At 68.4% G+C, this 13,872-nt stretch carries 12 protein-coding genes and 3 pseudogenes; 9 read left to right on the top strand and 6 right to left on the bottom strand.

Features of this window, described 5'->3' with window-relative positions; genetic code table 11:
* Positions 1 to 67 precede the first annotated feature (67 nt).
* Positions 68 to 1,201 (bottom strand): annotated as a pseudogene (locus ACFP2V_RS36105) (IS630 family transposase).
* A gap of 477 nt (positions 1,202 to 1,678) precedes the next feature.
* Complete coding sequence (locus ACFP2V_RS36100; RefSeq protein WP_381220077.1) at positions 1,679 to 2,551, bottom strand: SGNH/GDSL hydrolase family protein; 873 nt, start codon at positions 2,549 to 2,551, stop codon at positions 1,679 to 1,681.
* A gap of 293 nt (positions 2,552 to 2,844) precedes the next feature.
* Between ACFP2V_RS36100 and ACFP2V_RS36095 the strand changes: the two genes are divergently transcribed.
* Complete coding sequence (locus ACFP2V_RS36095) at positions 2,845 to 3,060, top strand: hypothetical protein (RefSeq protein WP_381220074.1); 216 nt, start codon at positions 2,845 to 2,847, stop codon at positions 3,058 to 3,060.
* 226 nt (positions 3,061 to 3,286) lie between these two features.
* Complete coding sequence (locus ACFP2V_RS36090) at positions 3,287 to 4,024, top strand: hypothetical protein (protein ID WP_381220071.1); 738 nt, start codon at positions 3,287 to 3,289, stop codon at positions 4,022 to 4,024.
* Between the two features lie 50 nt (positions 4,025 to 4,074).
* Here the strand turns inward: ACFP2V_RS36090 and ACFP2V_RS36085 are convergent.
* Positions 4,075 to 4,224: pseudogene (locus ACFP2V_RS36085) on the bottom strand (ATP-binding protein); the annotation flags it as partial.
* A 145-nt stretch (positions 4,225 to 4,369) separates the two neighbouring features.
* On the opposite strand from ACFP2V_RS36085, the gene ACFP2V_RS36080 reads away from it, so the two are divergent.
* The 4 genes from ACFP2V_RS36080 to ACFP2V_RS36065 all read left to right on the top strand — a co-directional run bounded on the left by ACFP2V_RS36080 (position 4,370) and on the right by ACFP2V_RS36065 (position 7,808).
* The gene (locus ACFP2V_RS36080) at positions 4,370 to 5,434 is read left to right on the top strand and encodes a tyrosine-type recombinase/integrase (protein WP_381220068.1); all 1,065 of its coding nucleotides are present in this window, start codon (positions 4,370 to 4,372) and stop codon (positions 5,432 to 5,434) included.
* Positions 5,431 to 5,745 carry a helix-turn-helix domain-containing protein gene (locus tag ACFP2V_RS36075; RefSeq protein ID WP_381220065.1) on the top strand — a complete coding sequence of 105 codons (315 nt, stop codon included), beginning with the start codon at positions 5,431 to 5,433 and terminating at the stop codon, positions 5,743 to 5,745. Before ACFP2V_RS36080 ends, ACFP2V_RS36075 begins: the two co-directional genes overlap by 4 nt.
* Before the next feature lie 99 nt (positions 5,746 to 5,844).
* Entirely contained in the window at positions 5,845 to 7,395 is a 1,551-nt protein-coding gene (locus tag ACFP2V_RS36070; protein ID WP_381220062.1) for an integrase, read from the top strand.
* A gap of 38 nt (positions 7,396 to 7,433) precedes the next feature.
* Positions 7,434 to 7,808: a hypothetical protein gene (locus tag ACFP2V_RS36065; protein ID WP_381220086.1), complete on the top strand. Its 375-nt coding sequence runs from the start codon at positions 7,434 to 7,436 to the stop codon at positions 7,806 to 7,808.
* 54 nt (positions 7,809 to 7,862) lie between these two features.
* On the opposite strand, the pseudogene ACFP2V_RS36060 reads toward ACFP2V_RS36065, so the two are convergent.
* The 3 genes and pseudogenes from ACFP2V_RS36060 to ACFP2V_RS36050 all read right to left on the bottom strand — a co-directional run.
* Positions 7,863 to 8,345: pseudogene (locus tag ACFP2V_RS36060) on the bottom strand (ATP-binding protein); the annotation flags it as partial.
* Positions 8,318 to 9,439 (bottom strand): Mu transposase domain-containing protein, encoded by a 1,122-nt coding sequence (locus ACFP2V_RS36055; protein ID WP_381220059.1) that lies wholly within the window; start codon positions 9,437 to 9,439, stop codon positions 8,318 to 8,320. The gene ACFP2V_RS36055 and the pseudogene ACFP2V_RS36060, both read right to left, overlap by 28 nt.
* A 64-nt stretch (positions 9,440 to 9,503) precedes the next feature.
* Positions 9,504 to 9,884 carry a hypothetical protein gene (locus ACFP2V_RS36050; RefSeq protein ID WP_381220056.1) on the bottom strand — a complete coding sequence of 127 codons (381 nt, stop codon included), beginning with the start codon at positions 9,882 to 9,884 and terminating at the stop codon, positions 9,504 to 9,506.
* Positions 9,885 to 9,965: 81 nt separating this feature from the next.
* Here ACFP2V_RS36050 and ACFP2V_RS36045 point away from each other — a divergent pair, with 81 nt between their 5' ends.
* The 3 genes from ACFP2V_RS36045 (at position 9,966) to ACFP2V_RS36035 (ending at position 13,736) form a co-directional block, all read left to right on the top strand.
* Positions 9,966 to 10,601 carry a trimeric intracellular cation channel family protein gene (locus ACFP2V_RS36045; protein ID WP_381220053.1) on the top strand — a complete coding sequence of 212 codons (636 nt, stop codon included), beginning with the start codon at positions 9,966 to 9,968 and terminating at the stop codon, positions 10,599 to 10,601.
* A 652-nt stretch (positions 10,602 to 11,253) separates the two neighbouring features.
* Positions 11,254 to 12,510: a M20 family metallopeptidase gene (locus tag ACFP2V_RS36040; RefSeq protein WP_381220050.1), complete on the top strand. Its 1,257-nt coding sequence runs from the start codon at positions 11,254 to 11,256 to the stop codon at positions 12,508 to 12,510.
* A 338-nt stretch (positions 12,511 to 12,848) separates the two neighbouring features.
* On the top strand, positions 12,849 to 13,736 hold the full coding sequence (locus tag ACFP2V_RS36035) for an alkaline phosphatase family protein (RefSeq protein WP_381220047.1): 888 nt from the start codon (positions 12,849 to 12,851) through the stop codon (positions 13,734 to 13,736).
* The last annotated feature ends 136 nt before the right edge of the window (positions 13,737 to 13,872 follow it).

Genomic DNA, 13,872 nt, shown 5'->3' with positions numbered 1-13,872 from the left:
TCATACCACCGGGATAGCACTCGACCAGCCGATGTCAAACCGAAGCGAAGGATTCAGTAGTGCCGTATCAGGCAACGTTTGCCCTGTTGACGACGGCGCGTAGGCGCCGGTCGTCGGCATGGCGGTTTCGCCAGATGATGTAGCGGCGGATCATGCTGCCCTGCTCCTTGTGGTCGGCGTGGTCGGTGCCGTCGAGGGTGAAGTAGCGCAGAGCCGTGAACTGGGCCTCGATTCGGTTCAGCCAGGAGCTGTTGGTCGGCGTATAGGCGATCTCGACGTTGTTCGCCGCCGCCCAGGTGCCGACCCGCTGACACTTTCTCGTGGTCAGGTGCGGGGAGAAGTTGTCGCAGACGATCGCGATCCGGACGTCGGCCGGGTAGAGGCTGCGCAGGTAGCGGCAGAACTCCAGGAACTGGGTGCGGCGCTTGACCGGCTTGATGTGGCCGTAGAGCTTGTCCTTGGCCAGGTCCAGGGCGGCGAACAGGTGCCGCACCCCGCCGTAGCGGTTGTAGGTGGCCCGCCGCCGGCGGCGCGGCTCACGATCGGGGTCCTTGTGCTTGCCGCTGCGCTCGGCTCACTGCCGGCCGGGGTGGGGCATCAGGTTGAGCGGTCCGAACTCATCCATGCAGAAGATGACTTCGGGTTCTCCGTCCTCGGGTATGACCTCGCCGTCGGCGATCGCGTACAGGTGCTCGACCCGTGCTTTCTTGGTCGCGTAGTCCGGGTCACGGGAGGTCTTCCAGGTCTTCAGGCGTTGAAAGGAGACGCCTTCCTCGCGGAGCAGGATGCGCAGGCCCTCGTGGCTGATGTCGTCGACCACCCCCTCGGCGACCAGGAAGTCCGCCAGCTTGGCCAGGCTCCAGGTCGAGAACGGCAGGTCGTGCTCGGTGGGCTTGGACTTGGCGATCTTCTTGATCTCACGGCGCTCGGGCAGCGTGAACGTCTTCGGCCGCCCGCCGGAGTACTTCGGATACAGCGAGTCGAAGCCGTCCGTGTTGAAGTTGTGGAGCACGTCCCGGACCCGGTCGGCACTGGTGAACGACACCTCGGCGATCCTCGCCACCGGCATGCCCTGCGCGGACAGCAGCACCATCTGGGCCCGTCGCCAGGTCACCACCGACCCGGTGCCGCGGCGGATGATCCGCAGCAGCCGCCGACCCTCGTCGTCATCGATCTCACGCACCTGTACACGTTCAGCCACGTGATCATTCTGGCCCCGGCCCGCCGCGCCGGGAACCACCCACGCGGGCGGGCTGTCACGCGGCAAACGTTGCCTGATACGGCACTAGCCACCGTCAAGGGCCGGCCCGATGACAGCACTCCGTAACCGTCAAGCCGGAACCACAGCCGAATCGGCGACAGTTGGATACGCGACTCTGCCAGTACCAAGGGCCATGCTCGTCAGAGTCGGTGCGGGCGGCTGCCCACTCAACCTCGTCATGGCTCGACGCGAAGGACTGAGGTTCCCCTGACTGTGAGTGAGTAGCTGACGTGGCTGGGTGGGCGGGGCTCGTCCCGGCGTTTGGTTTCGGAGGTGTTCCTTCTGCGGTTCCTTCAGCCGTCGGAAAGCCGTGTGCGGGAGAACCGCACGCGCGGTTTGAAGCGGCGGGAACTGGAAATGGAGCGCAAGCCACCGCGTCAGTCCCCGGCCCTACTCAGGCAATGCGAACGGGCGGCGTTAGTCACCTGCCGACGTCGCGCGGACGGCCGCGGCGAGGGCCTCGCCGACGGTCCGGGCTCCCGGAGCGTTGGGATGTAGCGGCGCGGCCGCACGAGTGGGGACCAGGCCCTCGATGTAGCGGTCGGCGGGGGCGGCGCAGGCGTCGTGTCCGATGCCCAGGGTATAGGTGTCGACGAAGGCGGCACCGTGCTCTTCGGCCACCTGCTTCAGTACGGTGCCGAGGTGGTTGATCGCGCCTTGGAGGTGGTTGGCGTCCTGCTTCCAGAAGGGCTGGGCGGGGTGGCAGCCGTCGGTGCGGAAGTAGTTGCCGTAGCCGACGACGAAGACCTCGGCGTGCGGTGCCCGTCGAGCGATGCCGTCCAGGACGGCGGCGAAGGCCGGTGCCCAGGCGTCGATGCGGGCCCGGACCTTGTCGGTGCCGCCGGCGGTGTTCTCTTCCGCGCAGCTGGTGCCGTAAGGAGGGGGCAGGATGTTGACGCAGCCCAGCACCTCGTTGAAGAGGTGGGTGTCGTTGCCGCCGATGGTGACGCTGACGATGTCGGTGTCCGGCGTGAGTGCGTCGTACTGGGGCGCGGTTCTCGGGTGCTGGGCGGTGCTCAGATGGTCACTGGTGGCGCCGGAGCAGCTGACGTCGGTGAGTTTCGCACCGAGGGCCTTGGCCGCGACGTGGGGATAGTCGGCCAGGGAGCGCAGGCATGCCAGGTCGGCCGGGTCGACGGGCGGCACCAGCGGTGCGGCCGCGTAGGAATCGCCAAGTGCGACGTACCGCAGTGGTTCGGCCGCGGCCGGCGCAGCCGTGACCGGTGCCGTGGCCCATAGGGCCCCAGTGGACAGAACGGTGGCCAGGGCTGTGCGCAGGGCTGTTTTCAAGGACGCCTCCATTCGGCACATGCGCGGACGTGGTCCCGCCTTGCTATGAGCTTGCTCGAGCAGGCGTGCCGCCGCACGGCGGTCCGCGGCTTCGCTGAGCTGAGGGGGTGATCTGCAACAAGATCGGTCGGCTGGGGGTGCCTGTTGAGTCGGCACGGAGCGCGGCGCCGGTGTTGGCACCGGTCCGTTTCTCCGTGTCGCTCGCCGAACCCGGCGTACCCGTCTCCAGTACCGGGCTCTCCACGGACTCTGCCGTTCAGGCGTGGTTGAGGCGTGTCCAGGGGGTGGGGATCGTGCTGAAGCTTCCCCGGGTGAAGCCGCTCGTCGGTATCGCAACAGCCCTGCGTGAAGACCAGCGTGCCGTTGCCCGGGGAATCACCACCTGCTACAACTCCGGCGTCAACGAGGGCCGCATCACCGCCGTGAAGCTCCAGAAACGCATCATGGCAGGACGCGCCGCGTCCCACTCCTCTGCCACCGAGTCGTCCTGCGCCACCGAGTCGTCCTGATCGCTCCTCCACGCCGCCGCTGTGCGGACTGGCCGACCACCGCATCAGGATGATCTCCGGCTGCGAAAACCTTGCCAAAGCCTTTCATCAGCAGCGTTTGTTCACAGGTTCGGCAAGCCCTTAGCGATCCGAACGTTTGTAGACGTTCGCGGGAAATGACGGCACTGGGCGGGGCCGGGTGTGATCAGGAGGCGGCTGTTCACAGGCGGTGTGTTATGAACAGGCAATGGTTTTGAAGATCGAACGGACTGGCGCACGCACGTGGCAGGATGAGCATCTGAAGGAGCTCTTCAGCGAAGGCTTCCCGGAGTTCATCACTGCTGACCAGTTGGTGAAGGAGTACATAGGCAAGGTCGGAGAGTGGTTCGCCGACTTGAACCTCATGTTGGTGGATGACCATGATGTGCCGGTTGCCTCGGGCTGGGGTGTGCCGATCCACTGGGACGGACTGCCTCAGTCTCTCCCCACGGGGTATACCCAGGCGCTTGTTCGCGCCGTCGAGGGCCGCGAGCAAGGAGCCAACCCCAATACTCTGGTGATCTGCGGAGCGATCGTCACGCCGTCGCTGAAGGGACGAGGACTGGCGGGGGAAACGCTTGAAGCGCTCCGTCAGACAGCGAGACAAGCCGGATGGGACCGGGTCATAGCCCCGGTCCGTCCGACGACGAAGGCCCGTTATCCATTGACGCCGATCGAGACCTTCATGCGGTGGAGCCGTGAGGACGGGATGGCTCTTGATCCTTGGATCCGAGCTCATCAGCGTCTTGGCGCCAAGATACTGTCGGCGGCTCCGGCTTCGCAGACCATGACTGGCACGGTTGCTGAGTGGGAACGCTGGACCGGAATGGCCTTCCCCGAGTCGGGTGACTATGTGATCCCTGGTGGACTCAGCCTCCTGCGGATCAGCCGCTCGGCCGATCAGGGCGTGTATCAGGAGCCCAACGTCTGGATGCAGCACAGCTGAGCTGGGCCACCACACGTTTCTCGACCTGTCGGGTGCGGCCGGAACCCCCGTCAACCAGCCTTGGCCGGGGCTTCGGCCCGTGCTCGGGTGCTGGCGAGGCGGTAGGAGGCGGTGCCGGTCTCGATGATCGTGCCGTTGAACGTCAGGCGGTCGACGATGGCCGCGCAGAGGAGAGGATCGGTGAACGTCTTCGTCCACCCATCTGGGGCTGGCACTTGTTCCCTCACAAGGGTTGTCGCTGCCACCTGGCCGTATCCCGTTTCCGGGGTCCTCGTTGGTTCTCGCGGTAGCACTCCGGTTTTCCAGGTGCTGCCTTGACCGTTCAGGCGCGAGGAAGGTGTGCTGGTGGCCGAGGCGAGACTCCAGGTCATCGCGGGCGGAGCCGTTCCGCAGGAGCCGCTGGCGACGGACCCGTGGCAGTTCCAGGCCACGTGCGTCGATGCGTTCGTCGCCTCGTGGCGGGCCCGCGGGTTCAGCCCGGTGACCATCGACAACGACATCGGTCTGCTGGAACGGACGCTGACCGCACTGGGCCGGCCCGCGTGGGAGGTGACCCCGGAGGACATCGACCGCGTGGTCGGCGATCTCGCGGTGAAGGGCCGCAAGACCTCGACCCGTCGCGAGTATGTGCAGATCTTCAAGGGGTTCCACCGGTTCCTGCAGGCCCGCAAGGCGGCCGAGATCGAGGCCACGTTCGGCGTCCGACTGGTCTGCCCGGTCGACGAATTCAACGCCTCCCGGCATGTCGGCGACGACTCCCCGGCCCTGGTGCCGCCGCCGACCCCGGAGCGGGTGGCGGAGTTCTTCGACTTCATGAAGCAGCGGATCGCGACGGCGAGGAAGTACGGACCCGCCGCGAGGGACTATGCGCTGTTTAGGACGCTGTATCACGCCGGGCTCCGCTCGGAGGAGGCATCGCTGCTGGAGAAGCCGGACGTGCACTTCACCCGCGGCCCGTTCGGCAAGCTCCACGTCCGCTTCGGCAAGGGAGCCCACACCTCCGGACCGCGGCCGCGCTGGGTGCCCATGCTCGACGGCCTGGACCTGGTGCTGCGCTGGTTCCTGGAGGACGTGCGGCCCAAGTTCCCTGATTCTCCTGTGCTGTTCGCCGACGAGTCCGGCGGGAGCCTGCACCGGGGGACGATCCGTAACCGGCTGCGGTATCTGATGGAGCTCGAAGGGCGCCCGCCCGCGGAGAGGTTCAGCCCGCATGCCCTGCGCAGGGCCTGCGCGACCCACAACTACGAACGCGGCGTCGACCTGGTGGCGATCCAGCAGATGCTCGGGCACTGGACGGTCAGCTCGACCATGCGCTATGTCCGGCCCTCTGCGACGTTCATCGAGGACGCCTATCAGCGGGCCGTCGCCGGCACTCTCGCGGAGCTGACCGGGAAGGACACCACGGCATGAAGATCCGATGGCGGCTGCGGATGGCCGCCGCCCAGCGCGAGGTGTGGACCGGCACCGAGCTGCGGCGACTGCTGGCCGAGAAGGCCGGCCTGGAACTGTCCTCCGCCTCGGTGTCCGCGCTGTTCACCAAGGAACCCTCGCAGGTGAAGATGACCACGCTGGCCGCGTTGTGCACCGCGCTGGAGTGCACCCCCAACGACCTGATCGAGGTCGACACCACCCCCGTCGAACGGCCCGCCGCACCGCCCCGGCCCACCGCCGACCTCCCGCAGGCGGCCTCCGGACGGGGCCGGTCAATGCCGCCCCTGTAACCGGCCGACGCGATGGGCAAGAAACAACGGGACTGCGTCAGCTGTGGTGCCCCCGTCGGTTATCTCGACCGTGAGCACTGCTGCCGGTGCCGGCGCCGGATGAAGGAACAGGCCGCCAAGGCGAAGTGCCCGTCCTGCGGCAAGGACCGCGTGCTCCAGCAGGACACCGGCCGGTGCATCCTCTGTTCGCGCGTCTGCGAACAGTGCGGCCGCCCGGTCCGCGCAGCCGGCAACCGGCTGTGCCGGGACTGCCGCCGCAAAACCGACCGGCTCGCCGCTCAGCAGCCATGTCCACGCTGCGGCAAACCGGGCTATCTGCGCGAGACGACTGGCTGGTGCGGTCCTTGTTCTCATCCCGGATCACCGAAGAAGCCGCCCCGGGTCTGCCGTGAGTGCGGCCGGCTGCGGCGGCATGCCGGGCTGGGACTGTGCTCGCCCTGCTGGCAGAAGCACCCCCAACGCCCCTTCATCCGAGGCGAACACCTCCGCGAACGGCTCGCCGACCCGCCCGCATGGCTGGGCGACTTCGTCGCCCATGTCGCCGCCCGCCACTGCGTCGCCCGGGCCTGCGGCTTCGTCACCGACCTGGGCCGGCTCCTGGAGGACGAGCACTCCAACTCGCCCCAGGCGCTGCTGGAAAGGTCCCGACGCCCGGGACGGTCGATGGGCTCCTTCGCCCGCGCGCTGGAGGACTTCTTCACCCTCCGCGGCCTGGCCTTGCCCACCGACCAGGCCGAACGGCTCGCCGCCGGGCGGCGCAAGCGTCGCGTCGACGCCGTCCCCGACACTCTCCGTCCCGCCGTCGTCGCCTTCGACGCCTCCCGGATGCGGGCCCAGGACCGGGCCCGCCGGGCCGGCACCCGGCCCCGCAGCGACCACACCCTGGAAACCGCCCTGGCCATCCTGCGCGACCTGGCCCTCTTCCTCGTCGAGCACCGTGGCAAGGACGACTGGGCCCTGGTCGACGTGCACGACGTCGAAGCCTTCCTGGCCACCCTGCCCCGGGCCCGCAAGCGGCGGCTGACCGTGCTGCGGCAGTTCTTCCGCTTCGCCCGCTCCAAGCACATCGTGCTGGTCGACCCGACACGGACTTTGACCGCGAAGGAGCCGAACGGCTTCCGCGGCCGGACCCTCACCCTTGACCAGCAGCGCGACCTCTTCCGCCGCTGGACCACCGACGAGGATGTCCATCCGTACGAGGCCCTGGTCGGCATGCTTGCCCTGCTGCACGGCGCCTCCAGCTCCGAGGTCCGGATGCTGCAGGTCACCGACGTCGACCCGGTGACCCAGAGCGTCCGGCTCGGCAAGCGGCCCCACCCCGTCCCTCTTGACCCGGCCTCCTGGGATGTGCTGCAACGCTGCCTGGCCCACCGCGAGGCATGGCCGACGGCCAACCCGCACGTGATGGTCACCAAAGGAACCAAGGCCGGGCGAAGCCCGGCCTCAACTGCCTATCTGTCCCACGTCCTTGACGCCTGCGGATACCCGCCCCGGACGATCCGCAGCACCCGCCTCGTCGACCTCGTGAACACCATGGACCCCAAACTGGTCGCGGCCGTCTTCGGCATGGACCCACAAGCCGCCCTGATCTATCTCGCCGGCCACATCGACGAGGGGCGACTTCCTGTCTCGGAGCCGGGCCGGAAATGACGAGAGACAGTACCGGAGACTCCCGCAAAATTGCGGCCATGACCGTCTTCTCCTGCAGTGCCTGTCAGCAGCGAATCAGCCCCGACCTCCGGGAAGTGCCAATGCCGCCGCCGGTGACGGAGGAAGCCCCCGGACACAGGTTCCTGCCGCCGCTGATGCCGCGCGGATCGTATGCGGTCAGCCCACACACCGGCGTGTTCGTCCTCAACCCCGGCGACATCTCGAGAGTGGCCAGACACCCTGACCGCGGGCGCCTCAACGGATGCTGCGGACTCGACGGCCTGGACGGCCCCAACCTCGTCTGCGATGCCTGCGGCGCCGAGGTCGCAACCCAGCAATCGGATTGCTGGTCTCAACAGCTGATCGCGTTGATCCCCCACGCGGTGACGACAACTGTCTCGCCCTCGGCTTGAACCCGTGAAGTTTCGGCAGCACCTGGCACGGGTTCGCCGGAACATGTGCGCTTTGCCGAAGGTCTTGTTCGAGGTCAGGATGATCGAGCCCTTTTCGTAGCGCCTTGAGATCACTTGGAAGACCAGGTTGGCCTCCGGCGCTCGAGGGGCTGGTAACCCTTCATCGCGGCCTCGGTGCCCAGGGCGATGAGCATGTGGGACTTGCCGGTGCCCGAGTCGCCGATCAGGCAGAGCGGCTGGCTCTTCTTGATCCACTCGTAGCTGGCGAGCGTGTGGACGGCGGCCGCGTCGATGTGCGGGTCGGCGTCGAGGTCAAAGGCCCGAAGAGACTTCTTCCGGGAAGCCCGCCGCCTTGATCTGTCGTTCCGAGCGGCGGCGGGCCCGGTCGTCGCACTCGGTCATCTGGTCCTTGACCGCCCGGTCGGCGATCTCGGGGAACTCGTTGCGGATCGACGGCAGCCGCAGCAGGCGGCAGGCGGTGTCGACGGCGGCGTCGGCGGCCTGCTCGGTCACGCCTCGCTGGCAGGGCAGGGGCACTGTGCTTCTCCCTCACGATGGTCGCTGCCGCTGGTGCGGCGGCGTCGGAGCAGTTGGCCGTAGGGGGTCACCGACAGCAGCGGTTTGGTGTCCGGCCGGAGGTGTGCGAGGCGCCACTCGTGCAGCGACGTGACGGTGGCCGGCGCCTGCCCGGGAACCGCCGGGACGGATGCGCCGATGGTTGGCTCGTCCTCCGCCTGGCCGGCCTTGCGGGCCTCCAGGGCAACGGCGTCGGCGGTCAGGGCGCCGGCCCGCAGGGCCGCGGCCAGGCCCGCGACCACGTGCTCGTGGGCGAGGTGCCGGTTCAGCAGCAGGACCTCGATCAACGCCCGGGTGCCGTCCCGCTCGCCGTGGACCTTGCGGGCCTGGGCCCACCAGGCGTCGTGGACGGGGGTGAACTTGCTCGCTGACCGGGCCTGTTCCAAGGGCGGTGGCACCGGGGAAGGCGCCCGGCCTGCGGATGAGGCTTCGAGGTAGTGGTTCAGATCCAGGCGGCAGCTGCCCTTCGCGATCAGCCTCTTGTGCCGGGCCGCCTCGATGTTTCTGTCGTAAACCACCAGGTGGGAGGCGTGCAGGATGACTCGTACCCGCTTGCCGATCAGGCGGGTCGGGGCCGAGTAGCGGTTGGTGCGGACGGCGATCTGGCTGTAGTGGTCGATGCGTGGCATGAACAGCCGGCCGGTCTCGAACGGCTCTCCCGGCAGTGGCATCAGCAACGGCTGCTCGATCGCGAAGTACTCGTCGACCGTCCGCGGCCGGGACCCGATCCTCCGGTGCCCGTGGTGCAGGTCCCACTGGTCGACCATCTCGTTCAGCTCGGCGAGGGAGTCGACCTCCGGGACCGGTGTGAAGTGGTTGCGGCGGAAGTAGCCGATCTGTCCCTCGGCGCCGCCCTTCTCGTGGCGCCTTCGATGCCCGGACGGCAGGAGAAGCTCTCGATGCCGATCTTCCGTGAGTTCAGGAAATCTGAAGGATCCAAGGCCGACCCCGAGCTGCCGGGTGGCCTCGGGCACCGCCCGGCCCGACGACCGCACGAGTCCGACCGCACCCCGCTTGCACTCCTGCGGGTACCGCTTCGTGTACTTGCTTTTCACCCGGCACTGCTTCCTCCGGGCTCTCACGTCCCCGTCTCCAGGGGCCCACGACCAAGGGGAAACTTCACGTCTTCGGGTCGCCCTCCTCCCGCACGGTGTCCCAGTAGCGGGTCGGCTTCCGCAGGGTGACGTCAGCGGCCTCGAACACGACCGCCAGGCGCGGCAGGTCGTCGATGTCGCCACCGTGGCGGTCGGCGTGGACGGCGTGGTCGGTGCGGCGCCGGAGCTCGGTGGCGAGGTCGACCAGGGCGTCGTGGATGTCGGCGTTGTCCGCCTGGTAGGTCACCGTCGGCAGCTCGCGCGCCCACGGGTGGGAGATCCGCTTGGCGTTGAGGAGCAGGCCGCGGGCGTAATGGTGCAGGAGCTGGGCGGTGATGGTGCGCACGGCGGTCGTGCTGCCGCTGCCGCTGCAGGTCAGGACGCGCGCGGCGGCGGTATCGCCCATTCAACGTTGACAGTCGCATCCGGTGTGGGTGAGCGCGGTACATCGCGACGCTGGTGCGCCGCGCGGGGTATGCACTCGGGCATGAGTTCCGAACCCACGCCGTTGCTCGCCCTGGACTTGACCGGCACATTCGCTTTCGGGTTGAACGGGGCGCTGACGGCGGTGCGTGCCGCGCGGTTGGATGTGGTCGGCGTGGTCGTCCTCGGCATGATTACCGCACTGGGCGGCGGCTTCATCCGCGATGTCCTCATCGACTCGCTGCCGCCTGCCACCCTCCTGGACTGGCGCTTTTACACGCTCGCGGCCGTCGGCGGGGTGATCGCTTTTGCTCTCGGCAAGTACCTGCGCCGGATCGAGGCAGCGATCACCGTGTTCGACGCGATCGGGTTGAGTACTTTCGCGGTGATCGGCGCGAGCAAGGCACTGCAGTCCGGGTTGGGCGTTGCGCCGGCGGTCCTGCTGGGGGTGGTCACCGCGGTGGGCGGGGGTACGATCCGCGACATGCTCGTCGGTCAGGTTCCGTCGGTGCTGAGCAGTGGCCTGTATGCCATTCCCGCCCTGGTGGGCGCCGCGGTAACCGTCGTCACCATCCAGCTGGGTGTTTACGGTCTGCCGGCCGCGCTGGGTTCCGCATTGGTCTGTTTCCTGGTCCGTATGCTCGGCCTCTACTTCAGTCTTGACGCGCCGGAACCGCCTGAGACCAGGAGGCACAAGTAGTTACGCGGGGCCTGGGCACAGGCCGAACCCGACCGGCTCACCCGTTCGGGTCGCACGGCACGAGCCCTTCCTGCTCCACACGCCCGTGGTGGCGGGCCGCGATGCGAGTCGGCGCCCTGCTGTCCGTCACGTTTCGTATTCGTCCGGGTCGTCGGATCCGGGGCCGTGGGTAGTCTCGGCCTATGGGCACTACGTCCGTGATGCCGGCTTCGCCGATCGCGTTCCGAGAGGGTTATCGCGGTGCGTTACCTGGACCTCGCCGCGTTTTCCTGTGCGTGCCGTTGGCCGCCGCCGTATTCCGCGCGGCCGGCCTGGACCTGTCCGGGTTCCTGGTGCTCGGCATCACCTCCGGCCCGAGCGGCAGCATGATCAGGGACGTGCTCCGCCAGGCACACCGGTCGCGCTGCCGCTGTCGCCGTGGCGGTCGCCGGAGTCACGGTGGTCTGCTCGTACGTCGTGCCGGGGGCGGTGTCGGCCTGGGCATCGTTCCGGTGCCGGGTTTCCGGGCTTACCGGCGCGCACTACGGCTGGAATCCTCCCAGCGGCCCCACCGGCAGTCCCGGTCCAACGCGGCCTCGGCGGTGCTGCACCGCATCGATCCCGCGGTCCGAAACGGGGACGAAGAGCAGCCCCACCCACGTAAGGAGCCTCCATGACTGATCCCGCCCACACCGTGCTGGCCGGTCTCGACGGCATCCGTTCCGACCTGGAGGACGTCTACCGGGATCTGCACCGGCATCCCGAACTCGGCCTGCGGGAACACCGCACGGCGGGGAAGGGGGCCGAGGCCCTGCGCTCGTTCGGCTACGAGGTCGCCGAAGGCATCGGCGGCACCGGCGTGCTCGGGGTCCTGGCCAACGGCGACGGCCCGACCGTCATGGCGCGAGCGGACATGGACGCCCTGCCGGTGCGCGAACGGACCGGTCTGCCCTATGCCTCCACTGTGACGGTGACCGGCCCGGACGGCACCGAGCAGCCCGTCATGCACGCCTGCGGACACGACGTGCACGTGACCTGCCTGCTCGGCTGCGCGCGGTTGCTGGCCGGGAGCCGGGACGCCTGGCGGGGCACCTTCGTGGCGCTGCTCCAGCCCTCGGAGGAGAACGGCGAGGGCGCCCAGGCGATGATCGCCGGCGGTCTCGCCTCCCGGTCGCCCCGGCCCGAGGTGGTGCTTGCCCAGCACGTCCTGCCCTATCCGGCCGGCTACGTGGGCACCCGCGCCGGGCCGTTCCTGTCGGCGGCGGACAGCCTGCGCATCACCGTCCACGGGCGGGGGGCGCACGGTGCCATGCCGCAGGCCGCGGTGGACCCCGTGGTGATGGCCGCCATGATCGTGGTACGCCTGCAGACGGTGGTGTCCCGGGAGCTGGCCGCCACGACCCCCGCCGTGGTCACGGTCGGCAGCATCCACGCGGGTTCCGGACCCAACGTCATCCCCGACAGCGCCGTCATCGAACTCAACGTGCGCACCTACGACGACGCCACGCGCACCCATGTCCTGGACGCGATCGGCCGGATCGTCCGTGCCGAGTGCGAGGCGTCCCGCTCGCCGGAGGAACCCGAGATCGAGCGGATCACCTCCTTCCCGCCCACCGTCAACGACGAGGCGGTGACCCGGCGGGTCGGCGAGGCGTTCGCCGCGTACTTCGGCGACGACGCGCACACCATCGAGCTGCAGACCGCGAGCGAGGACATGAGCGAGATCCCCGCGGCGTTCGGGGTGCCGTTCACCTACTGGGCGATCGGCGGCATCGATCCGGAGCGCTACGCCGAGGCCGTCAGGAAGGGGACCGTCTCCCAGGACATCCCGGTCAACCACAGCGCCACCTTCGCTCCTGTCCTCCAGCCGACCCTGGACACCGGCGTGCGCGCGCTGACCGTGGCCGCCCTCGCCTGGCTCGGCAGCTGAGACAAGTCCGGCATCGTCTCGCCGGTTGCTTGGTCGTGGCCCATACAGCCAGGAACGTCAAGGCATCGGCGGTCACCCCGACCAGGCATTCCGCGTCCGCGAACTGCGCGAACTCCTGGGCATGCCGACCGACGACCCGGCCCTGAACGTCACACGCAGCGGCCTCGGACGCCTCACCCCTCAAGGTTTCCTCGTCCAACCCGGACGAGGCGTCTACCGGAAACGAACTCAACGCCCTCTCAGTGCTGACTGAGCCGCGGCCTCGGGCGCGAGACCGGCCGAAAACATGAAGAATGAAAACCGACATATCTTCCGGCTCTGCTGTGACCGGAGGCCCCGTGATCGCCCCGTCCCGAACACGAACCCGGAGTATCGTCCGTCTGCTCGCTTACGCCCTCGGCGTCGTCGCAGTGGCGGCCGCGCCGTGGACGGGAGCCGCAGGAACCGAGCACAGGGCCGGGCAGGGCCCCACGCCCGACCACGTGGTCGTCGTCGTCATGGAGAACCACGCGTACGACCAGATCATCGGCAGCCCCAGCGCTCCCTACATCAACTCATTGGGCAGCCGCGGCGCCGTCCTGACCAGCTCATACGCCATCACCCACCCCAGCCAGCCCAACTACTTCGCACTCTTCTCCGGCGCGACGCAGGGCATCACTGACGACAGCTGTTACGTCCCCGGCTTCCGCTCCGCCGCCAACCTCGCCTCCGAACTGACCGCCGTGGGGAAGACCTGGGCCAGCTACAGCGAGTCGCTGCCCAGCCAAGGTTCGACCACCTGCGGCAGCGGACGCTACGCACGCAACCACAACCCGTGGTTCGGGTTCGGCAACGTACCCCGATCCAGCGCCAAGACGTTCGCACAGTTCCCGACCGTCTACGCCAGGCTGCCCACGGTCTCCTTCGTCATCCCGAATCTGTGCAGTGACATGCATGGCTGCCCGGTCTCCACCGGTGACACCTGGCTGAAGACGCACCTCGGCGCCTACGCGGCCTGGGCCAAGACCCACAACAGCCTCCTCGTCGTGACCTTCGACGAGGACAACAAGCACAGCAAGAACAAGATTGCCACGGTGCTGTACGGTCAGCCGGTGGCTGCAGGCAGCAGATCAGCGACCAGGTACGACCATTACGACGTGCTGCGCACCATCGAGGATATGTACGGCACATCGCACGCCGGGCACGCCGCCACCGCGTCGGACATCACCGGCATCTGGGCGAGCTGAGCGCGGGTACGTCTGCGGACCGCCGCAGCGCCGGCACCCCGCGGCATGCCCTCCGGGCTCGGGCCTGTGAGACACCTCCTGGGCGCGTTCAACCGGTGTCCGGTCACGCTACCGAGCCACCGGGCCGAGTAAGTGT

It is taken from the genome of Streptomyces incanus, assembly GCF_042656345.1.
In the GTDB taxonomy this organism is placed as follows: Bacteria; Actinomycetota; Actinomycetes; order Streptomycetales; family Streptomycetaceae; genus Streptomyces; species Streptomyces incanus.
Note: the sequence above shows the minus strand (reverse complement) of the source record. Positions and strands in the feature narration are given on the sequence as shown.

Excerpts from the sequence above, each read along its gene's own strand:
- ACFP2V_RS36090 (WP_381220071.1), top strand. The coding sequence starts at position 3,287 with ATGGTTTTGAAGATCGAACGGACTGGCGCACGCACGTGGCAGGATGAG.
- ACFP2V_RS36075 (WP_381220065.1), top strand. The coding sequence starts at position 5,431 with ATGAAGATCCGATGGCGGCTGCGGATGGCCGCCGCCCAGCGCGAGGTG.
- ACFP2V_RS36070 (WP_381220062.1), top strand. The coding sequence starts at position 5,845 with ATGAAGGAACAGGCCGCCAAGGCGAAGTGCCCGTCCTGCGGCAAGGAC.
- ACFP2V_RS36065 (WP_381220086.1), top strand. The coding sequence starts at position 7,434 with ATGACCGTCTTCTCCTGCAGTGCCTGTCAGCAGCGAATCAGCCCCGAC.
- ACFP2V_RS36050 (WP_381220056.1), bottom strand. The coding sequence starts at position 9,884 with ATGGGCGATACCGCCGCCGCGCGCGTCCTGACCTGCAGCGGCAGCGGC.
- ACFP2V_RS36045 (WP_381220053.1), top strand. The coding sequence starts at position 9,966 with ATGAGTTCCGAACCCACGCCGTTGCTCGCCCTGGACTTGACCGGCACA.
- ACFP2V_RS36040 (WP_381220050.1), top strand. The coding sequence starts at position 11,254 with ATGACTGATCCCGCCCACACCGTGCTGGCCGGTCTCGACGGCATCCGT.